This window comes from Streptomyces sp. NPDC058637, from assembly GCF_042717325.1.
GTDB lineage: Bacteria > Actinomycetota > Actinomycetes > Streptomycetales > Streptomycetaceae > Streptomyces.
Genome location: NZ_JBHXRD010000039.1, coordinates 26,072 through 52,791, shown reverse-complemented (window position 1 = coordinate 52,791; position 26,720 = coordinate 26,072). Strand labels below are relative to the sequence as shown.

General features: G+C 72.4%; 22 protein-coding genes. 9 read left to right on the top strand and 13 right to left on the bottom strand.

What is annotated here, in order from left to right; all coding sequences use genetic code 11:
• Positions 1-45: 45 nt before the first annotated feature.
• A complete protein-coding gene (locus ACFWVP_RS30125) occupies positions 46-717 on the bottom strand; it encodes a winged helix-turn-helix transcriptional regulator (RefSeq protein ID WP_384501135.1) in 672 nt (223 codons plus the stop codon).
• Between the two features lie 87 nt (positions 718-804).
• Here ACFWVP_RS30125 and ACFWVP_RS30120 point away from each other — a divergent pair, with 87 nt between their 5' ends.
• The 3 genes from ACFWVP_RS30120 (at position 805) to ACFWVP_RS30110 (ending at position 3,107) form a co-directional block, all read left to right on the top strand.
• A complete protein-coding gene (locus ACFWVP_RS30120; protein WP_384501134.1) occupies positions 805-2,016 on the top strand; it encodes a pyridoxal phosphate-dependent aminotransferase in 1,212 nt (403 codons plus the stop codon).
• Positions 2,013-2,657 carry a peptidase gene (locus tag ACFWVP_RS30115; RefSeq protein ID WP_384501133.1) on the top strand — a complete coding sequence of 215 codons (645 nt, stop codon included), beginning with the start codon at positions 2,013-2,015 and terminating at the stop codon, positions 2,655-2,657. The genes ACFWVP_RS30120 and ACFWVP_RS30115 overlap by 4 nt, the downstream gene beginning before the upstream one ends.
• A 138-nt stretch (positions 2,658-2,795) precedes the next feature.
• Positions 2,796-3,107 carry a hypothetical protein gene (locus ACFWVP_RS30110; RefSeq protein ID WP_384501132.1) on the top strand — a complete coding sequence of 104 codons (312 nt, stop codon included), beginning with the start codon at positions 2,796-2,798 and terminating at the stop codon, positions 3,105-3,107.
• Between the two features lie 7 nt (positions 3,108-3,114).
• Here ACFWVP_RS30110 and ACFWVP_RS30105 read toward each other — a convergent pair whose 3' ends face one another.
• From ACFWVP_RS30105 to ACFWVP_RS30095, 3 genes are all read right to left on the bottom strand, one after another.
• Positions 3,115-4,395, bottom strand: coding sequence for an SWIM zinc finger family protein (locus ACFWVP_RS30105; protein WP_384501131.1), 1,281 nt, complete (start codon positions 4,393-4,395; stop codon positions 3,115-3,117).
• Entirely contained in the window at positions 4,392-7,370 is a 2,979-nt protein-coding gene (locus tag ACFWVP_RS30100; protein ID WP_384501130.1) for an SNF2-related protein, read from the bottom strand. Before ACFWVP_RS30100 ends, ACFWVP_RS30105 begins: the two co-directional genes overlap by 4 nt.
• Before the next feature lie 147 nt (positions 7,371-7,517).
• The gene (locus ACFWVP_RS30095; protein WP_384501154.1) at positions 7,518-8,504 is read right to left on the bottom strand and encodes an SPFH domain-containing protein; all 987 of its coding nucleotides are present in this window, start codon (positions 8,502-8,504) and stop codon (positions 7,518-7,520) included.
• 210 nt (positions 8,505-8,714) lie between these two features.
• Here ACFWVP_RS30095 and ACFWVP_RS30090 point away from each other — a divergent pair, with 210 nt between their 5' ends.
• A complete protein-coding gene (locus tag ACFWVP_RS30090) occupies positions 8,715-9,071 on the top strand; it encodes a hypothetical protein (RefSeq protein ID WP_384501129.1) in 357 nt (118 codons plus the stop codon).
• Here the strand turns inward: ACFWVP_RS30090 and ACFWVP_RS30085 are convergent.
• From ACFWVP_RS30085 to ACFWVP_RS30075, 3 genes are all read right to left on the bottom strand, one after another.
• The gene (locus tag ACFWVP_RS30085; RefSeq protein WP_384501128.1) at positions 9,065-9,541 is read right to left on the bottom strand and encodes a DoxX family protein; all 477 of its coding nucleotides are present in this window, start codon (positions 9,539-9,541) and stop codon (positions 9,065-9,067) included. The genes ACFWVP_RS30090 and ACFWVP_RS30085 overlap by 7 nt on opposite strands.
• 147 nt (positions 9,542-9,688) lie before the next feature.
• Entirely contained in the window at positions 9,689-10,393 is a 705-nt protein-coding gene (locus ACFWVP_RS30080) for a class I SAM-dependent methyltransferase (RefSeq protein WP_384501127.1), read from the bottom strand.
• A 59-nt stretch (positions 10,394-10,452) separates the two neighbouring features.
• Complete coding sequence (locus ACFWVP_RS30075; RefSeq protein WP_384501153.1) at positions 10,453-11,580, bottom strand: ADP-ribosylglycohydrolase family protein; 1,128 nt, start codon at positions 11,578-11,580, stop codon at positions 10,453-10,455.
• A gap of 59 nt (positions 11,581-11,639) precedes the next feature.
• On the opposite strand from ACFWVP_RS30075, the gene ACFWVP_RS30070 reads away from it, so the two are divergent.
• Positions 11,640-11,942: a DUF6343 family protein gene (locus tag ACFWVP_RS30070; protein WP_384501126.1), complete on the top strand. Its 303-nt coding sequence runs from the start codon at positions 11,640-11,642 to the stop codon at positions 11,940-11,942.
• 50 nt (positions 11,943-11,992) lie between these two features.
• Here ACFWVP_RS30070 and ACFWVP_RS30065 read toward each other — a convergent pair whose 3' ends face one another.
• From ACFWVP_RS30065 to ACFWVP_RS30055, 3 genes are all read right to left on the bottom strand, one after another.
• On the bottom strand, positions 11,993-12,361 hold the full coding sequence (locus tag ACFWVP_RS30065) for a tetratricopeptide repeat protein (protein WP_384501125.1): 369 nt from the start codon (positions 12,359-12,361) through the stop codon (positions 11,993-11,995).
• Between the two features lie 209 nt (positions 12,362-12,570).
• Complete coding sequence (gene coaE, locus ACFWVP_RS30060) at positions 12,571-13,176, bottom strand: dephospho-CoA kinase (RefSeq protein WP_384501124.1); 606 nt, start codon at positions 13,174-13,176, stop codon at positions 12,571-12,573.
• A 53-nt stretch (positions 13,177-13,229) separates the two neighbouring features.
• Positions 13,230-14,168: a PAC2 family protein gene (locus ACFWVP_RS30055; protein WP_384501123.1), complete on the bottom strand. Its 939-nt coding sequence runs from the start codon at positions 14,166-14,168 to the stop codon at positions 13,230-13,232.
• A 295-nt stretch (positions 14,169-14,463) separates the two neighbouring features.
• Here ACFWVP_RS30055 and ACFWVP_RS30050 point away from each other — a divergent pair, with 295 nt between their 5' ends.
• Positions 14,464-15,426 carry a right-handed parallel beta-helix repeat-containing protein gene (locus tag ACFWVP_RS30050; protein ID WP_384501122.1) on the top strand — a complete coding sequence of 321 codons (963 nt, stop codon included), beginning with the start codon at positions 14,464-14,466 and terminating at the stop codon, positions 15,424-15,426.
• Positions 15,427-15,685: 259 nt separating this feature from the next.
• On the opposite strand, the gene rpsA is transcribed toward ACFWVP_RS30050, so the two are convergent.
• The gene (gene rpsA / locus ACFWVP_RS30045) at positions 15,686-17,206 is read right to left on the bottom strand and encodes a 30S ribosomal protein S1 (RefSeq protein WP_384501121.1); all 1,521 of its coding nucleotides are present in this window, start codon (positions 17,204-17,206) and stop codon (positions 15,686-15,688) included.
• A gap of 395 nt (positions 17,207-17,601) precedes the next feature.
• Here rpsA and ACFWVP_RS30040 point away from each other — a divergent pair, with 395 nt between their 5' ends.
• Both ACFWVP_RS30040 and hrpB read left to right on the top strand, forming a co-directional pair.
• Positions 17,602-18,417 (top strand): class I SAM-dependent methyltransferase, encoded by an 816-nt coding sequence (locus ACFWVP_RS30040; RefSeq protein ID WP_384501120.1) that lies wholly within the window; start codon positions 17,602-17,604, stop codon positions 18,415-18,417.
• A gap of 81 nt (positions 18,418-18,498) precedes the next feature.
• The gene (gene hrpB, locus ACFWVP_RS30035) at positions 18,499-20,997 is read left to right on the top strand and encodes an ATP-dependent helicase HrpB (protein ID WP_384501119.1); all 2,499 of its coding nucleotides are present in this window, start codon (positions 18,499-18,501) and stop codon (positions 20,995-20,997) included.
• A 75-nt stretch (positions 20,998-21,072) separates the two neighbouring features.
• Here the strand turns inward: hrpB and ACFWVP_RS30030 are convergent, their stop codons facing one another.
• Positions 21,073-22,758: a lytic transglycosylase domain-containing protein gene (locus ACFWVP_RS30030; RefSeq protein WP_384501118.1), complete on the bottom strand. Its 1,686-nt coding sequence runs from the start codon at positions 22,756-22,758 to the stop codon at positions 21,073-21,075.
• A 188-nt stretch (positions 22,759-22,946) separates the two neighbouring features.
• Between ACFWVP_RS30030 and ACFWVP_RS30025 the strand changes: the two genes are divergently transcribed.
• Entirely contained in the window at positions 22,947-23,825 is an 879-nt protein-coding gene (locus tag ACFWVP_RS30025) for a DUF4184 family protein (RefSeq protein ID WP_384501117.1), read from the top strand.
• A 55-nt stretch (positions 23,826-23,880) separates the two neighbouring features.
• Here the strand turns inward: ACFWVP_RS30025 and polA are convergent, their stop codons facing one another.
• On the bottom strand, positions 23,881-26,598 hold the full coding sequence (polA, locus tag ACFWVP_RS30020) for a DNA polymerase I (protein ID WP_384501116.1): 2,718 nt from the start codon (positions 26,596-26,598) through the stop codon (positions 23,881-23,883).
• Positions 26,599-26,720: the final 122 nt, after the last annotated feature.

Below are 26,720 nucleotides of genomic sequence, written 5' to 3'. Positions count from 1 at the left end.
TGCCCACGCTACGTGCGGGCCGACGCGCGGGCACCGGCGGCGCGGTCAGCCGCCGTCGCGGATTTCGACGGCGAGCGGGCCCTCGCCCAGGACTTCGGCCCGGCCGTCCCGGACCGCCTCGGCCAGGGTCAGCTCGCCGCGCCCGAGGGCCAGACAGAGCTCGGCGTCGAGCACGAGGCAGGCGTCCGGGTCCGTGGCGGGACCGTATCCGTACGCGTCCTCGCCCACCGCGCCGCCGCCCGTGCGGATGTGGAACTCCCCCTCGTCGACCCTGACTTCGACGACACCCTGGTGCGTGAGGCCGTCCAGGGCGCGCAGCAGCGGCAGGGCGAACCAGTGGGCCCGTACGGCGTCCGTGGGGCGGCGTTCGGTGAGCGCGGGGGCACCCCAGCGGGCGAGCGCGGCGAGGACCGGGAGCAGTCCGCGGCCGTGCCCGGTCAGTTCGTACACCGCGGCGGCGGCGGGCGGTGGCAGCCGGCGGCGCACGGCCAGGCCGCCCTGCTCCATGTCCTTGAGCCGGGAGGCCAGTACGTCCGTGCTGACGCCGGGCAGGTCGGCGTGCAGATCCGTGTACCGGCGCGGACCGGCCAGCAGTTCACGCACGATCAGCAGCGTCCACCGGTCCCCGACGGAGTCGAGGGCCCGGGCTGTGGCGCAGAACTGGTCGTAACTCCGGCGGCGGACAGGGCGTGCTGCTGGCTGCTGCTGACGTGGCATGTGACGCAGTCTAGACATGTTGTTGGACTTTCCAAGCTCAAGCTTGGTAAAACCAAGTATCGCAATTCAGGGACGGGGAGGCACCACATGGAGTTCCGGCAGTCCAGCAAGCTCAACGAGGTCTGTTACGAGATCCGGGGCCCGGTCATCGAACAGGCCAACGCCCTCGAGGAGGCGGGCCACAGTGTGCTCCGCCTCAACACGGGCAATCCGGCGCTGTTCGGGTTCGAGGCTCCCGAGGAGATCGTCCAGGACATGATCCGGATGCTCCCTCAGGCTCACGGTTACACCGACTCGCGCGGCATCCTCTCCGCGCGCCGGGCCGTGGCGCAGCGCTATCAGGCGATCGGGCTGGCCGATGTCGACGTCGACGACGTCTTCCTCGGCAACGGCGTCTCCGAGCTGATCTCCATGTCCGTCCAGGCACTCCTGGAGGACGGCGACGAGATCCTCATCCCGAGCCCCGACTATCCGCTGTGGACGGCCGTCACCACCCTCGCGGGCGGCAAGGCCGTGCACTACACGTGCGACGAGGCCGCGGACTGGAACCCGGACCTGGCCGACATGGCCTCGAAGATCACCGACCGCACCAGGGCCATGGTGATCATCAACCCGAACAACCCGACGGGCGCCGTCTACCCCCGCGAGATCCTCGAAGGCATGCTCGATCTGGCGCGCAGGCACGGCCTGATGGTGTTCGCCGACGAGATCTACGACCAGATCCTGTACGACGACGTGGAGCACCACTCCGTGGCGGTCCTGGCCCCGGATCTGCTCTGCCTCACCTTCAGCGGGCTGTCCAAGACGTACCGCGTCGCGGGATTCCGTTCCGGCTGGCTGGTCGTGTCGGGCCCGAAGCAGCACGCCCGTAACTACCTGGAGGGGCTGACCATGCTCGCCTCCATGCGGCTGTGCCCCAACGCCCCCGCCCAGTACGCGATCCAGGCGGCGCTCGGCGGACGGCAGTCGATCCGCGAGCTCGTCGCTCCCGGGGGCCGGCTCCACGAGCAGCGCAACCGGGCCTGGGAACGGCTGAACGAGATCCCCGGGGTCTCCTGCGTGAAGCCGAAGGGCGCGCTGTACGCGTTCCCGCGCATCGACCCGAAGGTGCACGACATCGTCGACGACGAGCGGTTCGTCCTGGACCTCCTGCTGCGGGAGAAGATCCAGGTGGTGCAGGGCACGGGCTTCAACTGGCCGCGCCCGGACCACTTCCGCATCCTGACCCTTCCGCACGCCGACGACCTCGACGCGGCGATCAGCCGTATCGGGCGCTTCCTGAGCGGATACCGCCAGTGATCTGCGCGGCCTGCCCGGTCCCCGTCCACACGCAGTTCGCGTCGCCGGGCCTGGTGGGCGCGATCGTGGAGGGCGGGCTCGATCCGGCGGAGGACCCGGGCTGGGCGGACTCGGGCGCGGCCTCGCCCGAGGAGTACGGGCGCTGGGCAGGTCATCTGTGCGGTATGACCTGCCTGCGCATGGCGCTCGGCGCCGGAGCCCCGAGCCTGTTCGCGCTGCGCGACGGGGCCCTGGAGCACGGCGCGTACACCGAGGATGCCGAGGGCGTGATCCGGGGCCTGGTCTACGCCCCGTTCGCCGCGTACGTGTCCGAGGCGCACGGCCTCGACGCGGTCGTCCACCGGCACCTCTCCCCCGCCGGCATCACCGGCCTGCTGGACGAGGGCAGGAGCGTGATGGCGTCCGTGCACTACGGGATCCGGCATCCGGAGCTGCCGGCTCCGGGACGGGGCGGACATCTGGTCCTGCTGACCTCACGCACCGCCGACGGGACCGGGGTGCACTTCCACAACCCGTCGGGGACGACGGCGGCCACCCGCGCGGCCGATCTGCCGCTGCCCGTGTTCGAACGGTTCTTCGCGGGCCGCGGGGTGTCCCTGCCCGGCGTCACGGGCGCGGCCGGGGGCACGGCGGGGCCTTGACGCCTGCGGTCACATGTCCGTGCACATGTCCGTGCCGTATCGTCCCGCCATCGCGCACGCGTACGGGTACGCGCACGGGTACGGGTACGCGCACGGGTACGGGTACGGGTACGACAGCCGAGCAGGGGAGACAGTTTCATGGGTGCGGCGATACGCCACTACACCGCCGTCGGACCGGACGGCCGGGTCTTCACGGTGAACATCGAACGCGACTTCCGGTACGACCCGTACCGCGACTTCCTCGTGTGCGCGCACTGCGACTGGTCTCCCTCGCTGCTGACCACTCGGAAGCTCGTCGACATGGCCGGGGAGCATCTGGCCACCGTCCACGGTGCCGACCGCGGGCTGTCCCAGCAGGAGAACGAGTCGTTCCGCAAGGCCCGCTGGGTGATGCTGCCCCTGTGCGCGCTCCTGGTCGTCGGGCTGCTCGCCTACTACGCGCAGAGCTGATGGCTGGTCAGCCGCGCAGTGCGGTGAGCGCGCCCACCGGATCGGTGTCCGGGGTGGCGCGGGGCCACCAGTCGTCCGCGCCCGGGTCGGATTCGTAGCCGTACCAGCGGCCGTCGTGGCCGAAGCGGAGCTGGAGGGTGCCCCCGGCGTTGGTCAGGCGGTTGCGCCAGGGCTGGAAGCGCGGGAAGTCGGCCGCGGCCAGGGCGGGGCGTGCCCGGTCGAACGGCCCGGCCGGCGGGTCCCACGGGCTTTCCAGGACGGAGAGGCCCTCCGCGCCACCCTGGCGCCAGGCGGCGACGGCGCGTGCCAGGTCGGTGGTGCTGCGGCCGGTGGCGAAGGCCAGCTCGCGGTAGAGGGCCCGGGTGGTGGCCGTGAGCCCGGCGGTGGGCCGGGACGCGGCGATGCGCACCGCGTCCTGCCAGGTGCTGAGTCCGGCGAGCGGGTCGTCCCCGGTGGTCAGGATCGCGTGGGCGCGGGCCGCCGCGTCCGAGGCGAGGTGGTCCAGGGACAGCGGGTCGCGGGCGCCGGGCAGGTCCGGGTAGGAGGGTGGCTGGCCGGGATGCGGGGGCACGGGCAGTGGTGCGGGGAGCGGGGGCAGGAAGCGGTCGGCCAGGGCCTCGCCCGCCGGGACCGAGGGCATGGCGGGGACGGCGGGCCGCTCGCGGGCGGAGTGCTCGGCGTTGCGGCGGCCGAGCTCGTCGAGGAGTTCACGCTCGCCCCGGCCGCGCATCAGCAGGAGGACGAACGGGTCGCTGTCCAGGAGCCGGGCCGTCTGGAAGCAGAGCGCCGCCACGTGTTTGCAGGGCCAGCCGCGGTCCGGGCAGGAGCAGTCGGGGTCGAGGTCGCCGGCGGCGGGAAGCAGCCGGATGCCGGTCTCCCCCGCCGTGTCGACCAGTGAGTGCGGCATCTCCTTGTCGAGCAGGGCGGACAGATGCCCGGGCCGGGCCGCGGCGGCGTCCAGGAAGGTGTCCCAGTCGGAGGCCGAGAACGTACGCAGGCGCAGCTCCGCGCGGTACGGGCGGGGGCGGCTGCCGTGGACGTACGCGATGACCCGGCCGGGGGTCACGGTGATCGCGGCGACGTGCCCGCCGTCCGCGTACGTACGGCCGCGGGCGAGTCGTCCCTCGTCCATCGACAGGGACTCCAGTGCGTCCACCCAGGCCCTGCCCCACCAGCTGTCCGCGAAGGGGCCGTCGGCGTGTCCGGGGCGGGCGGGCACGGCCTCGAAGGTGCGCCGCAGGTCGTCGGGGCCGGGGCGGGCCGCGGGCCGGGGACCGACGGGGCTCATTCCGTCCTCCGGAGCGAGACGAGGTCGGCCAGGTCGCGGTCGCTGAGCTCGGTCAGGGCGGCCTCGCCCGAACCGAGCACCGCGTCGGCGAGGACCCTCTTGGATTCCAGCAGTTCGCTGATCCGGTCCTCGACGGTGCCCTCCGCGATCAGCCGGTGCACCTGCACGGGCTGGGTCTGGCCGATGCGGTACGCGCGGTCGGTGGCCTGCTCCTCGACCGCCGGGTTCCACCAGCGGTCGTAGTGGATGACGTGGGCGGCCCGGGTGAGGTTCAGTCCGGTGCCGGCCGCCTTGAGGGAGAGCAGGAAGACGGGGACCTCGGCGGACTGGAAGCGGTCCACCATCCGCTCCCGCTCGGGCACCGGCGTACCACCGTGCAGCAGTTGGGAGGGGATGGCGCGGGAGGCCAGGTGGGCGGAGAGGAGGCGGGCCATCGAGACGTACTGGGTGAAGATCAGGACGGAGCTGCCCTCGGAGAGGATCGAGTCGAGGAGCTCGTCGAGCAGGGCGAGCTTTCCCGAGCGTCCGGGGAGCCGGGTCGGCTCCTCCTTGAGGTACTGCGCGGGGTGGTTGCAGATCTGCTTGAGCGAACCGAGCAGCTTCATGATCAGCCCGCGTCGGGCGATGCCTTCCGACTGCTCGATGAACGCCATCGTCTCGCGGACGGCCGCCTCGTAGAGCGTGGCCTGCTCGCGGGTGAGGAAGACGGGGTGGTCGGTCTCCGTCTTGGGCGGCAGCTCCGGCGCGATGCCCGGGTCGGACTTCTTGCGCCGCAGCAGGAAGGGGCGGACCAGCCGGGAGAGCCGCTCCACCGCTTCCTCGTTGCCCAGTCCCGCCGCGGTGCCGGTGTTCTCGACGATCCGGGCGTGCCGGGAGCGGAACGCCTTGAGCGGGCCGAGCAGCCCGGGGGTGGTCCAGTCGAGCAGGGCCCAGAGCTCCGAGAGGTTGTTCTCGACGGGGGTGCCCGTCAGGGCGACACGGGCCGGGGCGGGGATGGTACGCAGCGCCTTGGCCGTGGAGGAGTGCGGATTCTTCACGTGCTGGGCCTCGTCGGCGACGACGAGTCCCCAGGTGTGCTCGGCGAGCCGGTCCGCGCTGGACCGCATCGTGCCGTAGGTCGTGAGGACGAAGCCGCCGTCCGGGTCGGTGAGGGTCCGGTCGGTGCCGTGGAAGCGGCGCACGGGGACGCCGGGCGCGAAGCGGTTGATCTCGCGGTGCCAGTTGCCCAGGAGGGATGCGGGGCAGATCACCAGGGTGGGGGCGGTGTGCGCGCGGTGCAGATGGAGCGCGATGACGGTGATGGTCTTGCCCAGGCCCATGTCGTCGGCGAGGCAGCCGCCGAGGCCGAGCGAGGTCATCCGGTCCAGCCAGGCCAGGCCCCGCAGCTGGTAGTCACGCAGGGTGGCGTCGAGGCCGGGCGGCGGCGGGAGAGTGGCGTCCTCGTCCAGGATGCGCGCGCGGAGCGCGGCGAGGGCTCCGACCGGTACGGCGTCGACCTGCTCGCCGTCGACCTCGGCGCTGCCCGTCAGGGCGACGGCGAGCGCGTCCACGGGGTCCAGCAGACCGAGCTCCCGCTTGCGCGCCTTCCGTACGAGCGCCGGGTCCACGACCACCCACTGGTCACGCAGCCGCACCACCGGACGGTGGGCCTCGGCCAGCGTGTCCATCTCCGCCTCGGTGAGCCGTTCGTCGCCCAGGGACAGCTGCCAGTTGAACGCGAAGAGGTGCTCGGCGTCGAAGAACGAGGTGCCGTCGGTGGCCGAGCCCGGCGCGGTCCGGACGACGGCCGCTGCGGTGAGCGAGCGGGCGAGCTCGCGGGGCCAGTGCACCGCTACGCCCGCCGCGGCCAGACGCACCCCGGCGTCGCCGATCAGCTCGTACAGCTCGTCCTCGGTGAGCGCGAGGACGTCCGGGACGGGCTGGTCGAGCAGCCGCTCCAGCGGGGGCCAGACCCTGGCCGCGCGCCGCAGCGCCAGCACCGCGTCGATCCTGGCCCTCGGTCCGAACGGCTCCCCCGCCCCGCCGCTCCACAGCGTGGCCGCGTCGGTGACGTAGGTGGGGTCGGCGAGGCTGTGCACCTGGGTGACGGCAGCGGCGGCGTGCCGGGCGGCCGGGGTGTCCGGGCTGTCTCCGGTGTTCGCGGTGTCTGAGAAGTCTGTGGTGCCCGTGGTGCCCGTGGTGCCTGGGGTGCCCGCAGCGCCCGCAGTGCCTGTGGTGTCTGTGGTGTCGAACAGTTCGTACGCGGACAGGTCGAGGCGCAGGGAGACGCGCACTCCCGCGTCGAGTCCGGCGGCCACCTCGACGGCCCAGGCACGGGCGTCGGTCAGCTGTTGTGCCTCGCGGGCGGCGAACGGCGCCCCCATCGCGTGGGCCGCCGCCGGTGTCCGGGGCAGGGTGTCGGCTACGGCGTCGAGGAACGCTCCGAGCAGCGCCTGGGGCTCGGGGACCCGCAGGGGTGTGCCGTCCAGCGGGACCGCGTGCCCCTCGGGCGGCATGGCGGCGGCGACGGCCCGCAGATGGGCGACGTCCTCGGCGTCACGGGGTCCGGCCCGCCAGGCGTCGTGGTCGTCGGCCGTCAGGCCGGGCAGGAGTCTGCCGCGCGCCACCAGGGTGAGTGCGTGGAGGGCCGCGGCGCCCCAGGCGCGGGCGGCGGGGTGGGCGACGGTGCGGTGCCGGGCACGGGCGAGCAGGGGCACCGCCTCGGCGACGGGCAGCAGCACGGCGGGCACCGTGCGGCGGCGGGCACCGTGCGCGCCGTGCCGGCCGACGACCGTCAGCTCCGTGACCGTGTACGCGAGCTCCCCCGGACCGGCCGCCCGCTCCTCGGGGAACGGACCGTCGGCGCCCGTGATGTCAGCGGTCCCCTCGGGAGCCCAGAAGGCGATCCGGCCGTCCCGGGGCAACGCGGCGGGCAGGAACACCGCGGCGCACCGCAGCAGCCGGTCGACGGCCGCGTCCTGTGTCTGCTGCGCCATGTCCGTCCCCGCCCCCTTCCGCCTGCGCCCACTGGTGGATCCCTTGCGATCCCTGTCTTCGTGAGTCTAGGCGGGAGGTACGACAAGGCCCGCCCCGGCCAGGTGTTTCCACAGGTCAGGGCGGGCGGAGGACAGTCTCGGGACGGGTCAGTGAGGGGTGAGCGGCTCGGCGTGCGCGCCGCTGGAGGGCCGCTCGGGCTCGTGTACGGATTGCGGCTGCGGCTCGGTCCGATCACCTTCGTACGGCGGGGGGCGGTAAGGGGAGGAGGCGGCACGTGGCGGCTGCTCCTTCGACGGGGGCTTCTCCATCCGCGCGGGCTGCCCGGGTGCGCCCTGCGACGGCCGTGTCTCGTCCGGAACCTGGGGCGGCCGGTCCTGCTGGGCGCGCTCCAGGAAGCGGAGGAGCTCGACGGGGAACGGCAGGACCAGGGTGGAGTTCTTCTCGGCAGCGACCGCGACCACCGTCTGCAGCAGTCGCAGCTGCAGCGCCGCCGGCTGGCTGGACATCTCCTGGGCCGCCTGGGCCAGCTTCTTGGACGCCTGCAGTTCGGCGTCGGCGTTGATGACCCTCGCGCGCCGCTCCCGGTCGGCCTCGGCCTGCCGGGCCATGGAGCGCTTCATGGTCTCCGGAAGCGACACGTCCTTGATCTCCACCCGGTCGATCTGCACACCCCAGCCGACGGCCGGACTGTCGATCATCAGCTCCAGGCCCTGGTTCAGCTTCTCCCTGTTCGAGAGGAGGTCGTCCAGGTCACTCTTTCCGATGATCGACCGCAGAGAGGTCTGGGCCATCTGCGAGACGGCGAACCGGTAGTCCTCCACCTGGATCACCGCGCTCGCCGGGTCCACGACCTTGAAGTAGATGACCGCGTCCACGCGCACCGTGACGTTGTCCCGTGTGATCCCGTCCTGCGCGGGCACGGGCATCGTCACGATCTGCATGTTCACCTTGCGGAGCCTGTCGACGCCAGGAACGATCATGGTGAAGCCGGGGGGCCGCACCTGGTCGTGAAGCCTTCCGAGGCGGAGCACGACGCCTCGCTCGTACTGTTTGACCACCCGGGCCGCAGCCGTCGCGTACACCGCGCAGCCCGACGCCACCGCCACCGCTGCGATCACCAGCTCCTCGACCATCACGGCCCCCAGAGTCCGAGAGCGCCTACCGTCGCGCCCTATTACCACGATATGCCCGGTATCAGCACCCGTCGAACCCCTGTCCGGGTGCCGGTGGCCCCGACCGGCCGCGCACCGGGTGCCGGGCCCACGGGGAGCGGGCAGGGTGGCCAGCGCCAGCACGTCCCTGTGACGTACCGATGAGCCGGACGAGCAGACGAGGACCCGCCCATGTCCGTCACCGCGACCCCCACCGATCTCCGCCGCCGCGTCGGCATCGCCGCCGGGGCGGCCCTGCTCGCCCTCGCCGCGACCGGATGCTCCGGCCTTGGACGCACCGCCGTCGGGCCGGTCACCTACACCACCGAACGCGACCGGGTCGTCAGCGTGAACAGCCCGTCGGTGAAGGGATGCCACCGCATGGCACCCGCGGGTGCGCAGGAGGTCGCCAACCGGACGCTGATCGACATGATCCTTTACCGCACCCGCGACTGCTCCGGACGCGGCACCACCTACGTGCCGACCACGGTCACCGACGTCAACCCCCCGCGGAGCCTGCCCTGGCGCAGCTACAGCTTCGTTCACTGACCGTCGCGCCGCGCACCTGTCCGGCCGCGGAGCAGCGCGAACAGCTCCGCGGTCCGCTCCCCGCGGTCCCGGGCGATCAGCACGACCACGACGATGAGCAGGGCGGGCATGACCGCGTTCGGCGGGTCCAACAGGGTCAGCTGGACGATCGACGCACCGGCCAGCAGCCCGGCGAAGGCCATCGCCGCCACACCGGCCAGCAGCGGTATCAGCAGGGCCACGGCGCCGGCCATCTCCAACCCGCCGATCACATACATCGCCCCGCTGCTCCAGCCCATCCGGTCGAAGGACTCCACGGCGGACTCGTGGGCGGTGATCTTGGCCACCGCGCTGAATCCGAAGAACAGCGCGAGGACGACACGGGCCGTGGTCAGGGCGACGCGCCGGCCGCGTCGCGGTGCGGTGACGGGTGCGGTCGCGGCAGGCGCGGTCGCGGCGGGAGAGACGGCGGCAGCGGTGACTTCGGGCATGGAGGTCTCCTCGGAGGTCGTCATGAGGACGCGCCAGTGCGGGCGGGAAGCGGCTCGGGCCGCTTCGCCTCCTCGGCGCTTTCATGGAGGTAGACCGCACCGGGAACGGGAACTCATCGCGTCCCCCGGCCACCGATTCGCCTTTTCTCAGGGCTGTACGGGCCGGGCCTCCACCCAGACGCCGTCGTCGGTGAGATAGCGCTCGACGCGGAGCCCGGCCGCTTCCAGATGGGCCTCGAACTGCTCCACGGAGAGCTGCCGCGACCGGAAGGTCTGGGTCCACCGCGCGTCCCGGAAGACGTACTCGGCGCGCACCTCGTCGACCCCGTCGCCGACGGGCTCCGCCGAGACCATCCGTATGGTGCAACCCGCCGCCGGGTCCTCACGCTCCCGGGGAAGGTCGGAGTGGTAGTCGGCGCCCTCACGCTGGATGAGCACGACCCCGTCGTCCTTGACGTACGTACGACAGGTCCGCAACAGCCCTTCCCTGACCCGGTGATCGCTGGTGTGCACCAGGAACGACCCGAGGACGACCGCGTCGAACCGCTCGTCGCCGAGGTCCAGCGACTCGATCGGGCTCAGCACGGTGCGGGCGCCGCGGATGCGGTCCAGCATCCGTGGCGATTCGTCCACCGCGGTCACCGAGAGGCCCCGCGCTACCAGGGAGTGCGTCACCCGGCCCGCCCCGCAGCCCAGTTCGAGCAGACTCGCACCGTCGGGCACGGCTGCTCCGATCACGTCCGGCTCGCTCCCGGGGGACAGCCGCGCGTACAGCTCCACCGCGCAGCCGTCGGGCGTGATGGAGCCCGGCCCCGTCCCCTCGTGTCCCTGGCGTGTCACTTGTTCGCTCATACCGGCAGAACGTACGGGCGTCCGGCACCGTTCCCGGGAATGTGACGGAACGTGTTCCCTCAGCACTCGGGGTAGCGCCCGTCCGGCCACACCACCCGCTGCTCGATCTCCAGGCACAGGTCGTCGGCGAGCTCGGCGATCACGGACCTGCCCTCGGTACGGGCCAGCCACGAGGCCGGCAGCCGTACGTCACCGTGGCGTGCGCCGAGCAGATTGCCGCAGACCGAGCCCGTGGAGTCGCTGTCGCCCGAGTGGTTGACGGAAAGCAACAGGGCCTCGTCCACGTCGTCCGCGCCGGGCAGCACGAGAGCGCAGTAGACGGCGATGGCGAGGGCCTCCTCGGCGACCCAGCCCGCGCCCAGGGACTCCACCCGCTCCGCGGTGGGACCGCCCCGGGCGGCCAGGTCGACGGCGCCACGCAGGGCGGCCGTCGTCTCCTCGTGGCCGTGGTGGCGGGCCAGCAGGTTCATGGCGCGCAGGACGGCGCCTTCCGGGGAGTCGCCCTCCAGCAGATGCGTGACGATCGCGGCGAGCGCCCCGGCCGCGTACGCCCCCGTGGGGTGGCCGTGGGTGATCTGCGCGCATCGGGCGGCCAGTTCGAAGCCGGTGGCGGCGTCCTCGCCGAGCAGGCCGAAGGGCGCCGACCGCATCACCGTGCCGCAGCCCTTGGACTGCGGGTTGACCGGGCCGGGTACGCCGAACGGTGTGCCGTGGGCGGGTACGTGGCCGACCGCGAGCCCCGTCAGGCAGGCGTTGCCGGGCGCCCGGCGCGCGTACAGCCAGGGCTGCCGCCTGAGCCATCCGGTCCGTACGGGGTCCTCTCCGCCGCGTACCGGCGGGGAGGGGTGGTTCTGGGTGTCGAGCCAGCGCCGGTAGGCGTTGCGTACGAGCTCGGCCTCGGCGCCGCCGATTCCCTTGGACCGGGCCCGGGCGTGGGCCCTGATCAGCCCCTCGACCGTGAAGAGCGTCATCTGGGTGTCGTCCGTGACCCGCCCGACGACACCGTCCGCGTCCTCGACCGGCCCCCGCACTCCCCGCTCCCCGTGGGTGCGGCGGATCCCGTCGAGCGAGAGGAACTCCACCGGGTTGCCGAGCGCGTCCCCGATCGCGCCGCCCAGCAGGGCGCCGCGCACCCGGGCCCCGCGGGCGACGCTGTCGCCCCATGCCGCGTTCCCCTGACCTGTCACGTTCACAGCCGCGCTCCCCGTCGTCCGGTATGGGTTTCCGTGCGCCGCGCCGCGGGTTCATGCTGGGAGGAGAGGTGATGCGGATGCGTACCGGGAGTGAACCGTCCACTGCGCGCAGCCCCCTGCGGATGCGACTCTGGCTGAGTCTATGGGGCATGGTCTGGGCCGTGTTCGGCCTGGTGGCCTTCGTGGTGACGGAACGCGTCGGCTGGGCGACGGCCTGTGGGCTGTTGTTCGCGGTCTCGCTGACGGACTTCTGCGTCGTCGTCCGCCGCATCCGCCAGGGCCCGCACTTCCAGCCGGGGCGCGACGTCCCGCCGTACGAACCCGACCGGGGCACGCCGGACCGGCCGGGGGACTGACGGAATCCCCTGCGGGCCGGTGTGCGCTGCGGTTGTTGACCGGGCAGAGGTCAGGAGCGGTCGTCGAAGCGGGCTGCCCGCAGGTACTCCGGATTGGGGTCGAGCGCCGCGGCCAGCCGGAAGTGACGGGTGGCCTGTTCGGGCCGGCCGGCGCGTTCGAAGGTGCGGGCCAGCGCGAAGTGGGCGAAGGCGTTGTCCGGCTCGCGCTCCAGGACCAGCTCGAATTCGAGTTCGGCCGGGCGAAGTTGGGCTGCGGCGAAGAAGGCCCGGGCGCGCAGCAGCCGGGCTGCCGTGTTCTCCGGGTGGGCGGCTATCACCGAGTCGAGCAGCTTGACGGCACCCCTCGGATCCCGCGCGGCGAGCAACTGCTCCGCCGCCCGGAAGTCGATCACGTGCGTCTCCGGGTTCCTTTCGGGCACGGTCACATCCTTCCCTTCGCGCTCCGCACTTCAACGTCCGGCCACCGTCCGGTATTCCGGGCGCGGCACCACCTCGGTACGTGGCAACCGCGCGGTGCTCCACCGGTGACGGCCCGTACGGTCCGGGGCCGGGCAGAACAGTCGCAGGCCGGAAGGCCGGTGACCAGGGCGGTCGGTCGCGGCTCATACGTCGCGGGCCGGGCAGCACCTCAGCCCGCGGCGGCTGCCCGCGCGGTCAGCTCCGACCAGAGCTTGCGGACCTGGGGTTCCAGGTCCTCCAGCGGTCCGTCGTTGTCGACGACCAGATCGGCCACGGCCAGCCGCTCCGCGCGGGTGGCCTGCGCGGCCATCCGGGCGCGGGCGTCGGACTCGGTCATGCCCCGCAGCCGTACGAGCCGGTCGAGCTGCGTCTCCGGGGTCGCGTCCACGACGACGACCAGGTCGTAGAGCGGGGCGAGACCGTTCTCGGTGAGGAGCGGGACGTCGTGGACGACCACCGCGTCGGGTGCGGCGGCCCGTTCCAGTTCGGCGGACCGGGCACCGACGAGCGGATGGACCAGGGCGTTGAGGGCGGCCAGGCGTGCGGGGTCGGCGAAGACGATCGCGCCCAGCGCGGGCCGGTCCAGCGTGCCGTCGGCCGCCAGGATGCCGGGGCCGAAGGTCTCGACGACGGACGCGAGCCCCGGTGTCCCGGGCTCGACGACCTCGCGCGCGATCCGGTCGGCGTCGACCAGGACGGCCCCGTAGCTCACGAGCAGCCGCGACACTTCGCTCTTGCCGGCGCCGATCCCGCCGGTCAGGCCCACTTTCAGCATGCGCCGAGCCTAGCCTCCGGCCCGGCGGCCGTCCCGCCCCTCGGCAATCACCCTCAGGAATCGCCTTCGCGTTCGGCGAGGAAGCGTTCGAATTCGAGGCCGATCTCGTCGGCCGAGGGAAGGTCGACGGGTTCCGCGACGAGATTGCCCCGGGTCTCGGAGCCCGCGATCGCGTCGTACTGGTGCTCCAGCCCTTCGACGAGTGATACGAGCTCCTCGTCGCCCTGCCCGATCTGCCGGTCGATCTCGGTCTGGGTGCGGTGCGCCTCGGTGCGCAGCGTGTGCGCGACGCTCGGCAGGACCAGGCCGGTGGCGGCCGTGATCGCCTCCAGGGCGGTGAGGGCCGCGTCCGGGTACGAGGACCGGGCCACGTAGTGCGGCACGTGGGCCGCGACACCGAGGACGTCATGGCCGGATTCCATCAGCCGGTACTCGACGAGCGCCTCGGCGGAGCCGGGGACCTGCGCCTCGTCGAACGGGCTGCGGTGTCCCGGCATGAGGTCGGTGCGGTTGCCGTGCGGGGTGATGCCGACCGGGCGGGTGTGCGGGACGCCCATCGGGATGCCGTGGAAGTTGACCGCGAGGCGCACACCGAGCCGCTCCACGATCTGTTCGACGGCGGCGGCGAACCTCTCCCATTCCACGTCCGGTTCGGGCCCGGACAGGAGCAGGAAGGGTGCGCCCGTGGCGTCCTGCACCACCCGGACGTCCAGCGTCGGCGCCTCGAACGCCGTCCAGCGGTCACGCCGGAAGGTCAGCAGCGGGCGCCTGGCGCGGTAGTCGACCAGCCGGTCGTGGTCGAAGCGGGCCACGATCTGGTGCGGCAGCGTCTCGAGCAGGCCGTCGACGATCTGCTCGCCGGTCTCGCCCGCGTCGATGTATCCGTCGAAGTGGTAGAGCATGACCAGGCCGGCCGACTCCTGGGCGAGCGCCATGTCGACGACGGCCAGGCCCTTCGGCTCCCATTCGTACAAACTCTGCGGATCAGGCACGGTTACCGCTCCTCCTCGTGTTCCTGGACAAGAACACCCCGTTCGGCACCGGCATTCCCGGCCACCTCACATTTCGCGGCCCGGACGGACGACCCACGTCCTCGGGTGCGTGTTACGGACCGTCAGACGCCCCTGCGGCCTTCCCTGTTCACCCCCTCGCCCGGGGTAATGGTCCAGACCTTGACATGCTCATCACCCACCCCTAGCGTCACCCGGCAGGACTCCCAGGGCTCCCCCCGCATGCACGTACGGAAACGCCTACGAATCCCTGGCCCCTTCGACGGGAAGGCACCCCATGCGCACCCGCACGCCGCTCCCCGCCCTGCTGGCCACCGTGCTCGCCACCGGTGGCCTGGCCCTCGCCACGGCCGGCGGAGCACAGGCCGCGACGGTCATCGACGTGACCACCGCCGCCCAGCTCAAGGCGGCACTCACCGCCGCCGCCCCCGGCGACACGATCCGGCTCGCGGACGGCACGTACACCGGCAACTTCAAGGCGACGGCCCCCGCCACCGCCGCCGCCCGGATCACCGTCACCGGGTCCGACAGGGCGGTCCTCACCGCGGGCGGCGGCTACGGCCTGCACCTCAACGGCGCGTCCTACTGGACCGTGTACGGCATCACCGTCACCGGCGGGCAGAAGGGGATCATGGCGGACGCCGCGAAAGGCGTGGTCATCGACTCGGTGACCGTCCACGACCTCGACATGGAAGGCGTCCACTTCCGCAGATCCAGCACGGACGGGGTCATCAGGAACTCCCGGATCCACGACACCGGCCACGACGGACGCGGCATGGGCGAGGGCGTGTACGTCGGTTCGGCGGGCGACCTCTCCGACCGGAGCGACCGGATCCGCATACTGGGCAACACGATCGGTCCGGGCGTGGGCGGCGAGAACATCGACATCAAGGAAGGCACCACCGGAGCGCGGATCATCGGCAACACCTTCGACGGCGGCGGGCTGACCGGCGCCAACTACGACGACTCCTGGGTCGACGTGAAGGGCAACGACGTCCTGGTCGAGAACAACAAGGGCTTCCGTACGAGCAACAACGGCTACGAGACGCACACCCAGCAGAGCGGCTGGGGCTGCGGGACCGTCTTCCGTGGCAACGCCTCGGACCTGACCGGCGCCACCGGGGACAGACAGCTCGCCGTGAACGTCACCAACCAGAGCACCGGCTGCCGCACCACCGTCCACAGCAGCAACACGGTCACGGGCGGCAGAGGCCTGACGAACATCGCGGTGACGCCCTGAGCCACCGAACCCGGGGCGCGGACGTGACGCCCGGGTCGGGCCTGACACCTCTGGACACACCCGACGCCCTGGACACGCCTGACGCCCGGGGCACGCGCGACGCCCACGCCACGCCTGAAGCCCGTGTTCACGTCTGACATCCGGGGCCCGGCCCCGGTCGAGGGCTCCGGAAACGCGAGTGAGGCCCGCCCCTCGAAGGGGCGGGCCTCACTCACAGCTCTACAGCTACCGCAGCCGATGAGCGACCGGGATCAGAGCGTCAGCTCTGGCCGCCGGCCAGCTTCTCGCGCAGGGCGGCCAGGGCCTCGTCCGACGCCAGGGCGCCGGCGTTGTCCGCCGACTCCGAGGAGTAGGAGCCGCCGCCGCCGCCACCGCTACCGCCGGAGGCAGCCGGGGCACTGCCGGCCGGGGCAGCCGCGCCCTCGGCCGCAGCGGCCTCGTCGGCCTCGCGGGACTTGATGACCTGGGCCTGGTGCTGCTCGAAGCGCGTCTGCGCCTCGGCGTACTGGGTCTCCCAGACCTCGCGCTGCGCCTCGAAGCCCTCGAGCCAGTCGTTGGTCTCGGGGTCGAAGCCCTCGGGGTAGATGTAGTTGCCCTGGTCGTCGTACGACGCGGCCATGCCGTACAGGGTCGGGTCGAACTCGACCGAGGCCGGGTCGCCACCGAAGGCCTCGTTGGCCTGCTTCAGCGAGAGGCTGATGCGGCGGCGCTCGAGGTCGATGTCGATGACCTTGACGAAGATCTCGTCGTTGACCTGGACGACCTGCTCCGGGATCTCCACGTGGCGCTCGGCCAGCTCGGAGATGTGGACCAGACCCTCGATGCCCTCGTCGACGCGCACGAACGCACCGAACGGAACGAGCTTGGTGACCTTACCGGGAACGACCTGCCCGATCTGGTGCGTACGGGCGAACTGCTGCCACGGGTCTTCCTGCGTCGCCTTGAGCGACAGGGAGACACGCTCGCGGTCCATGTCCACGTCGAGAACCTCGACGGTGACTTCCTGACCGACCTCGACGACCTCGGAGGGGTGGTCGATGTGCTTCCAGGACAGCTCGGAGACGTGCACGAGACCGTCGACGCCACCCAGGTCCACGAAGGCACCGAAGTTGACGATCGAGGAGACGACGCCGGAGCGGACCTGACCCTTCTGCAGGGTCGTGAGGAACGTCTGGCGCACCTCGGACTGGGTCTGCTCGAGCCAGGCGCGGCGGGACAGGACCACGTTGTTGCGGTTCTTGTCCAGCTCGATGATCTTGGCCTCGAGCTCCTTGCCCACGTAGGGCTGGAGGTCGCGGACACGACGCATCTCGACGAGGGACGCCGGCAGGAAGCCACGGAGGCCGATGTCGAGGATGAGACCACCCTTGACGACCTCGATGACGGTACCGGTGACGATGCCGTCTTCTTCCTTGATCTTCTCGATGGTGCCCCAGGCACGCTCGTACTGAGCGCGCTTCTTCGAGAGGATCAGGCGGCCTTCCTTGTCCTCCTTCTGGAGGACCAGGGCCTCGATCTCGTCGCCGACCTTGACGACCTCGTTCGGGTCGACGTCGTGCTTGATCGAGAGCTCGCGGCTCGGGATGACGCCTTCGGTCTTGTAACCGATGTCGAGGAGAACCTCGTCCCGGTCAACCTTGACGATGACGCCGTCAACGATGTCGCCGTCGTTGAAGTACTTGATCGTCGCGTCGATCGCCGCGAGGAACGCGTCCGCGTCGCCGATGTCGTTGACCGCAACCTGCGGAGTGGTGGCGGTGGTCTCGGTGCTGCTCGTCATGTGGGAAAGGGCTCCGGTACGGACAGTGAGTCGTAGGTACTGCTACGCCGAAAGCCCGTATCGCCTCTGCAGAAGCCGGACAGCCTGGAGTGCACCCAACCTGACCGGAAAGGCGCCTCGACAACCGAGGGGACATGCAACAGACGCGAGCGCGGCCTGCTAGGTCTGAAGCGCGCAGGCTCGCAGCGCAACTTGTAGCATACGGGGGCAGCCGGACAGGGTCAATGCGCGAAGGCGCACACCCGGGACGCAACGTCCCGATCCCGGCACAACTCACGTTCACCGAGGCCACATCGCCCCATCGGTGTGTCGCGCGCATTCGGACGTACTCACCCGTACGACGCGGGAGGACACCGTGTGCGGCGGGTGAAAGGCAAACTACAGCGACGGGCACGATGAGCCAAGAGACCTACGACTCCGAACCAGAGGCGACGCGCCGACAGGCCGGTGAAGCGGAGAGCAGCCGGGCAAGTCGCGGCTGGTGGGACCGGAACGCCGACGAGTACCAGAGCGACCACGGGGCCTTCCTGGGGGACGACCGCTTCGTCTGGGGCCCCGAGGGCCTGGACGAGGCGGACGCAGCCCTGCTGGGCCCCGCGTCCGCCCTGAAGGGCCGGGACGTCCTGGAGATCGGCGCCGGCGCCGCCCAGTGCTCACGCTGGCTGGCCGCGCAGGGCGCCCGCCCGGTGGCCCTGGACCTCTCCCACCGCCAGCTCCAGCACGCGCTGCGGATCGGCGACGGCGTCCCCCTGGTGGAGGCGGACGCGGGCAGGCTGCCGTTCCGCGACGCCTCCTTCGACCTGGCCTGCTCCGCCTACGGCGCGGTGCCCTTCGTCGCGGACCCCGTGCAGGTGTTCCGCGAGGTGCGCCGGGTGCTGCGCCCCGGGGGCCGCTGGGTCTTCTCGGTGACCCACCCGATCCGCTGGGCGTTCCCCGACGAGCCGGGCCCCGAAGGGCTCTCGGTCGCCGCCTCCTACTTCGACCGCGTGCCGTACGTCGAGCAGGACGAGCAGGGCGACGCGGTGTACGTCGAGCACCACAGGACGCTCGGCGACCGGGTCCGGGACGTGGTGGCGGGCGGCTTCCGCCTGGTCGACCTGGTCGAACCGGAGTGGCCGGAGTGGAACCACCAGGAGTGGGGCGGCTGGTCCCCCCTGCGCGGCCACCTCATCCCCGGGACTGCGATCTTCGTCTGCGAGCGGGACCGGTAGGGCATGAGGGATCGGGCCCGGCGGACGTGACGGAGCGGGACCACCGGACCGCGTGAGGCAGCGGCGTACGAGACTGGGGGCGTGATCCGCACCGACGCCCTGGACCAGCTGCCCGTACGCACCGCCCTGCCCGCCCTGGAGCGGGCGCTCGACGACCGGGGGGTCGCGGTGCTCTGCGCGCCCCCCGGGACCGGCAAGACGACGCTCGTCCCCCTGGTGCTCGCCGGGCTGACCGGTGGCGGCCCGGTGCGCCGGGTGCTCGTCGCCGAGCCCCGGCGGATCGCGGCCCGGGCGGCGGCGCGCCGGATGGCGTGGCTGCTCGGGGAGCGGACCGGCGAGCGGGTCGGCTTCACGGTGCGCGGGGAGCGCGTGGTGGGGCGCGGCACGGTGGTGGAGGTCGTGACCACCGGGGTGCTGCTCCAGCGGCTGCAGCGCGACCAGGAACTGGCCGGCGTCGACGTGGTGATCATCGACGAGTGCCACGAGCGGCATCTGGACGCGGACACGGTCGCCGCCTTCCTCCTCGACGTACGGGAGGCGATCAGACCCGATCTGCGGCTGGTCGCGGCGTCGGCGACGACGGACGCGGAGGGCTGGGCCCGGCTGCTGGGCGATGCCCCGGTGGTCGAGGCGCAGGGGGTGTCCCATCCCGTCGAGGTGGTGTGGGCGCCGCCGTCCGGTCCGGTGCGCCCGCCGCACGGGATGCGCGTCGATCCCGCGCTGCTGACGCACGTGGCGGCCGTGGTGCGCCGGGCGCTGGCCGAGCGGGACGGCGACGTGCTGTGTTTCCTGCCCGGGGTCGGGGAGATCGGCCGGGTGGCCGGGCAGCTCGCGGGGGTGGACGCGGAGGTGCTCCAGGTGCACGGGCGGGCGCCCGCGGCCGTGCAGGACGCGGTGCTGGCGGGGTCGTCCGAGCGGCGCCGGGTGGTGCTGTCGACGTCCGTGGCGGAGTCCTCCCTCACGGTGCCGGGCGTGCGGGTGGTCGTGGACTGCGGGCTGGCCAGGGAGCCGCGTACCGACCACGCGCGGGGCCTGAGCGCGCTCACGACCGTACGGGCGTCCCAGGCGGCCGGCCGCCAGCGGGCGGGCCGGGCGGGGCGCGAGGCACCGGGTGCGGTGTACCGCTGCTGGGAGCAGGCGGAGGACGGGCGGCTCGCCCGGTTCCCGTCGCCGGAGATCAAGGTGGCCGACCTGACCGCGTTCGCGCTGCAGGCGGCGTGCTGGGGCGCTCCGGACGCCACCGGTCTCGCGCTGCTCGATCCGCCGCCCGCCGGGGCCATGGGCGCGGCGCGGGAGGTGCTGACGGCGGTGGGCGCGGTGGACGCGGCGGGGCGGGTGACCGACCGGGGCGTACGGATGTCCCGGCTCGGCCTGCACCCCAGGCTGGCGCGGGCACTGCTGGACGGTGCGGACGAGGTGGGCGGACGGCGGGCCGCGGAGGTGGTGGCGCTGCTCAGCGAGGAGCCGCCGCGGGAGTACGGCGATGATCTGGCCGCGGCCCTGCGGACGGCCCGCCGGGGCGGGGACGGTTACGCGGCGCGCTGGCGGCAGGAGGTGAGGCGGCTGTCGTCCTCGCTCGACAAGGCCGGTGGCGGGGGTTCGTCGGACGACGCGGCGGCCGGGCTGGTGGCGGCGCTGGCGTTCCCGGAGCGGGTGGCGCGGGCCCGCGGCGAGGGCGCGTTCCTGATGGTGTCGGGCACGGGGGCCGAGCTCCGGGAGGGTTCGGGGCTGCGTAGCGCGCCGTGGCTGGCCGTCGCGGTCGCCGACCGGCCTGCCCACGCGGCGTCCGCCCGGGTGCGGCTGGCGGCGGTCGTCGACGAGGACACGGCGCGGCTGGCCGCCGGGCACCTGCGGTTCTCGGGCGAGGAGGTCCGCTGGGTGGACGGCGATGTGGTGGCCCGTTCCGTGGAGCGGCTCGGAGCCGTCGAGCTGTCGGTGCGGGCGCTGAAGCGGCCTGCTCCCGACCTGGTGCGCGGGGCGCTGCTGGAGGGTCTGCGGCGGGAGGGACCGGGGCTGCTGCGGTGGACCGGGGACAGCGAGCAGCTGCGGCTGCGGCTCGCCTTCCTGCACCGGGTGCTGGGGGCGCCGTGGCCCGACGTGTCGGACGGCGCCTTGCTCGCGCGCGCCGGGGAGTGGCTGGAGCCCGAGCTGTCGCGGGCGCGGCGGCGCTCGGACCTGGCGCGGATCGACGCAGGGCAGGCGGTACGCCGGCTGCTGCCCTGGGCGACGGGCGACGCGGCCCGGCTCGACGAGCTGGCCCCGGAGCGGATCGCGGTGCCGAGCGGGTCGAGGATCCGGGTGGAGTACGGGGGCGAGCAGCCCGTACTCGCGGTGAAGCTCCAGGAGCTGTTCGGGCTGCGGGAGACACCCAGGGTGGCCGGGGTGCCCGTCCTGGTGCACCTGCTCTCCCCCGCCGGGCGGCCCGCGGCCGTGACGGCGGATCTGGCGTCGTTCTGGCGGGAGGGCTACCGGGCGGTGCGGGCCGAGCTGCGTGGCCGCTACCCGAAGCATCCGTGGCCGGAGGACCCGACGACGGTGGAGGCGACCCGCTACACGTCGGCGCGGCTGCGCCGGGACTGACGTCCTGTCCGGAGCGGGACGGGAGCAGCCCCCGGCCGGTGGCCGGGGGCTGCTCCGCGGTGGTACGGGCGCGGGTCAGGCGGCGGGGGCCGCCTCGACCGTGAGCTCGACGGTGAGCGTGACACCGCTCGCCGTGGTGAGCCGCAGCGTGTAGGTGCCCGCGGTGTCGTCGGCGAAGATCTCCGGGAGCTTCAGGACTCCGTCGGCGCCGGTCTTCAGGCCCGTCAGCGTGCGGACGGGGTCACCGGCGGCGTTCTTGAAGTACGGGCCCTTGCCGTTCTCGGCGGGCGCCTTCCCGTCGGTGACCATCGTGGCGGTGAGGGCGGTGCCCGCGAGGCCCGCCCCCTTGTACGTCGCCCTGACCTCGACCGCGTCGGCGAACCCGGTACCGGCGACGGCGCTGAGTGCCTTGCCGTCGGTGCGGGTGAGAGCGTCCGCCTGCCGGGCGGTGACGTTCGCCATGTAGGTGAGGACACGGGGCGCGGTGGTGCCGGCGACCGCCGTCACGACGAACTCACCGGTCTTCTCGCCCGCCGTCAGCACGGGCGCCGTGACGGTGCCGTCGGCTCCGGTGGACAGCGTGACCGTGGTCTTCCCGCCGGCGAACCGGGTGTCGGTGTCGCCGGTGATCGCGAAGGTGACGGGGGTCTTGGCGAGCGGGGCGCCGAGGGTGTTCCTCGCCCGCACCTTGACGCGCTCGGTGAACGCCTCGCCCGCCGTGGCGGTGAGGGTGCCGGTGCCCGTCTTCTCGATGCTGCCGAACCTGTCGGCCGGGGCCGGCGGGGTCGTCGGTGGCGTGGTCGGCGGGGTCGTGGGCGGCTTCGTGGGAGGTGTCGTGGGCGGCTTCGGCTTCGGCGGGGTGGGGTCCGGGCTGGGCGTCGAGCCGCCGCCGGGGGTGGCCGGCGGGGTGGGGGACGGCGACGGCGTGGACGATCCGCTGCCCGTGCCGACCGGGAGGACACCGGTGCCGTCCGGGATTTCGTGCGTGCCGCGCTTGTAGTAGTCGAACCAGGAGCGCACCGTACGCAGGTACTCCCGCGAGTGGTTGTAGCTCAGCACCGCCTGGTCGAGGTCCGCCGCCACAGCCAGGTCGCGGGTACCCGCGCAGAGGTAGCGCCCGGCGGACAGCGCCGCGTCGTAGATGTTGTTGGGGTCCTTGCGGCCGTCCCCGTTCCCGTCCCGGCCCCACGTCGCCCAGGTCTGCGGGATGAACTGCATCGGGCCGACCGCACGGTCGTGGGTCGAGTCCCCGTCGTACGCCCCGCCGTCACTGTCCTTGATCAGGGCGAAGCCCTGCCCGTTGAGGGCCGGGCCGAGGATCGGGGAGAACGTGGTCCCGTTGTCGTCGACCTTCCCGCCGCGCGCCTGGCCGGACTCGACCTTGCCGATCGCGGCGAGGAGCTGCCACGGCAGCCGGCAGGCGGCGTCGGTGCTCGCGAGGTCCTGCTCGGCCTTCTTGTACGCCGCCAGGATCGTGGCCGGTATGCCCGCTTCCGCACTGCCGGTCACCGGCAGATTCACGGACGCGCCGGGCTTGTTGGGCGTGGTGAGCGGCGGCAGGTCCGTGTAGTACGGCGAGTTGCCGGTGGCCGCGCTGTCACCGGACGGGGTCGCACCGGTTGCCGCCGGGTCACCGCCCGCCGTGCTCGCGGCCAGTGGCGCCGCAGGGGCCTGCGACGCGGCGAGGGCGGCCACCGCGGCGGCGGCCACAGCGGTGGTGGTGGCCCCCCTGCGCAGCCGGCGGCCGAATTGCGCTGCCATACGTTCTGGTCCCTCCCCGTCGACGGCTGTTCGCGCTCCCCAGCGCGAGGACTCAGGCGACCCTACGGCAACGGGCGCCGCCCGAACACCGGTCCATGACCGGTTCTTACCGACTTTTCACCTTCCCGTCGGCAATTTGCACGACAGCCCGGACAGGCCGTGACGGGGGCTCACGCATACTTGCCGCCATGCCCTTCACCCTCAGCCACGCCGCGGCCGTGCTCCCCGGGATCCGCCGGTCCGGGACGGGCCGGGGCCCACTGGTCGCCTCCGCCCTCGTCGCGGGTTCGTTCGCCCCCGACATCACGTACTACGCGGACACGGCGATCCCGGGAGCGATGGAGTTCGGCGAGGTGACGCACTCCGTGGGGGGCGTGTTCACCGTGGACGTGCTCATCACCGGTGCGGTCGTGGCGTTGTGGCTGCTGCTGCGCGACCCGCTGGTCGCCCTGCTGCCGGCGTCGTGGCAGGGCCGCGTGCACACCTTCGTACGGGGCCGGCGGCGGGAACCCGGGGCTCCGGTCCTCCCCGCGGCGGCGTGGTTCGCACTGTCCGCGGTCATCGGGTCGGGCACCCATGTCGTGTGGGACGCCTTCACCCATCACAGCCGGTGGGGCACCGAACTGGTGCCGGTGCTCAGCCGCAGCGTCGGCGGCTTCCCGGTGTTCCAGCTGGTCCAGTACGGCAGTTCGGCCGTGGCGCTGACGGTCCTGGCCTGGTTCACGTACTCCGGGCTGCGGCGGACCGCGCCCCTTCCGGTGCCGGAGTCCGTGCCGGTGCTCGGCCGGGCGGAGCGCCGCTGGGCGGTCACGCTGCTCGCCGTCTGCGTCCTGCTCGGCGTCGCCCACCGGTGCGCCCGCTGGTGGGCCTACTTCGGGCACATCGACACACCGCTCGACATCATCCCCACCGCCTGCTTCGGCGCCGGCGCGGGACTCGCCGTCGGGCTCGTGCTGTACGGGGCGTGGATGCGGCTGCGGGCCCGGACCGCTCCCCGCCCGCCTGACGGTCCCGGCACACGGACCGCACCCGTCCGCCCGGCCGACGAGGACGCCCTCCGTACATGACGAGGGCGCCCTCCTCGTGTGAGGAGGACGCCCTCGACGGCGAGTGGCGGAGCCGTCAGTGGGCGGCCGACTCCCAGTCCCCGCCGACCCCGACCGAGACGTCCAGCGGAGCACGGAGCTCGACCGCCGTGGACATCTCCCTGCGGAGGATCTCCTCGACCCGCTCGCGCTCGCCCCCCGCGATCTCCAAGACGATTTCGTCATGGACCTGGAGCAGCATCCGCGAGGTCAGCTCCGCCTCGGTGAGCGCCTTGTCCACCTTGAGCATCGCGACCTTCACGATGTCGGCCGCGGTCCCCTGGATCGGGGCGTTGAGCGCCATCCGCTCGGCCATCTCGCGCCGCTGACGGTTGTCACTGGTCAGGTCGGGCAGATACCGGCGGCGGCCGAAGACCGTCTCCGTGTACCCGGTGGACCTGGCCTCCTCCACGACACGGTGGAGATAGTCGCGGACACCGCCGAACCGCTCGAAGTAGGTGTCCATCAGCCCGCGCGCCTCGCCGGGCTCGATGTTCAGCTGCTGGGAGAGCCCGAACGCGGAGAGCCCGTACGCCAGCCCGTACGACATCGCCTTGATCTTGCGGCGCATCTCGGCGTCGACGGCCGACTTCTCGACGCCGAACACCTGCGAGGCGACCGTCGTGTGCAGGTCCTCCCCAGAGGTGAACGCCTCGATCAGGCCGGCGTCCTCGGAGAGGTGCGCCATCACACGCAGCTCGATCTGGCTGTAGTCCGCCGTCATCAGCGTCTCGAAGCCCTCACCGACGACGAAGCCCCGGCGGATCGCCCGCCCCTCGTCCGTACGGACCGGGATGTTCTGCAGATTCGGATCCGTGGACGAGAGCCGACCGGTCGCCGCGACCGTCTGGTTGAACGTGGTGTGGATACGGCCGTCAGCACCGATCGTCTTGACCAGGCCTTCGACCGTGACCCGCAGCTTCGCCTGCTCACGGTGGCGCAGCATGATGACCGGCAACTCGTGCTCGGTCTGCGCGGCCAGCCAGGCCAGCGCGTCGGCGTCCGTCGTGTAACCCGTCTTCGTCTTCTTCGTCCTGGGCAGCGCCAGCTCACCGAAGAGGACTTCCTGGAGCTGCTTGGGCGACCCGAGGTTGAACTCACGCCCCACCGCGGCGTGCGCCTCCTTCACCGCCTGCTGCACCGCACCCGCGAACTGCTGCTCCATGCCTTCCAGGTGTTCCCGGTCGGCCGCGATGCCGTGCCGCTCCAGACGGGCCAGCAGGATCGACGTGGGCAGCTCCATGTCATGCAGCAGATCCGCCGCACCGACCTCCCGCAGACGCACCGTGAACGCGTCGCCCAGATCCAGGACGGCACGGGCCTGCGACATCAGCGCGTCGGCCTCCGCCCTGTCGTCGGCGCCGAAGGCCAGCTGACCGTCGGACGCGGCGGCGGGGGCCAGCTCACGCCCCAGGTACTCCACGGACAGCGCGTCCAGGGCGAACGAACGGCGACCGGGCTTGACCAGGTAGGCGGCCAGCGCGGTGTCCATCGTGACACCCTCGATCCGCCAGCCCTGCTCGGGGAAGACCCGCATGGCGCTCTTCGCGTTGTGCATGACCTTGGGGCGCTCCGGGTCGGCGACCCACGCGGCGAACGCCCGCTCGTCGGCCTCGTCGAGCCGCGAGGGATCGAACCAGGCGGCGGCCCCGTCCGCGGCGGCCAGCGCCACCTCGGTCACGCTGCCCGCCCCCAGCGCCCAGGTGTCGACCGTGACGACACCGAGCGGCTGCCCGCCGTGGGCCTCCAGCCAGGGCGCCACCTCGCCCGAACCCAGCACCGAACCGTCCAGCTCCACACCGGACGCGGGCTCGGGAGCGGCCTCCTCCTGCCCGGCCGCACCGGGGTCGACGGCCATCAGCCGCTCCCGCAGGCTCGGGTTACGGATCTCCAGGACGTCCAGCACACCCGTGACCGCCGTACGGTCGTACGGAGCGCGCTCCAGCTCCTGCGGGGCCTTCGGCAGCTCCACGTCCCGGACCATCTCGGTCAGCCGGCGGTTCATCCGGACCGCGTCCAGATGGTCACGGAAATTCTGCCCCGCCTTGCCCTTGACCTCCTCGGCACGCGCCACGAGGTCGTCGAACGAACCGAACTGGTTGATCCACTTCGCGGCGGTCTTCTCACCGACACCCGGGATGCCCGGAAGATTGTCCGACGGGTCGCCACGCAGCGCCGCGAAGTCCGGATACTGCCGCGGGGTGAGCCCGTACTTCTCCTCGACCTTCGCCGGGGTGAAGCGCGTCAGCTCGGAGACACCCTTCGTCGGGTACAGCACCGTCACGTTTTCCGTGATCAGCTGGAAGGAGTCCCGGTCACCCGTGACGATCAGCACCTCGAAACCCGCGGCCTCGGCCTGCGTGGCCAGCGTCGCGATGACGTCGTCCGCCTCGAAGCCGTCGACGGCGAACCGGTCGGCGCGCATCGCGTCGAGCAGCTCACCGATCAGCTCCACCTGCCCCTTGAACTCGTCGGGGGTCTTGGAACGATTCGCCTTGTACGCCGGGAACTCCTGCGAACGCCATGTCTTGCGGGACACGTCGAAGGCCACCGCGAAGTGCGTGGGCGCCTCGTCGCGCAGCGTGTTCGCCAGCATCGACGCGAAGCCGTACACGGCGTTCGTCGGCTGCCCCGTGCCGGTCGTGAAATTCTCCGCGGGGAGCGCAAAGAACGCCCGGTACGCCAGGGAGTGCCCGTCCATCAGGAGCAGGCGCGGTCGGTTGTCTGCCGTCTTCTTCGATGCCGTCTCAGCCACGCCCCCGATCCTGCCACGGACCACTGACAATCCGGACCGGCCGCCGCTCGTCCCCCACTCGCGCACCGCTCGAGCCCACTGGCACAGCTCCCGCCCGGCCCTCCCGGATCCCCGCCTTCCCA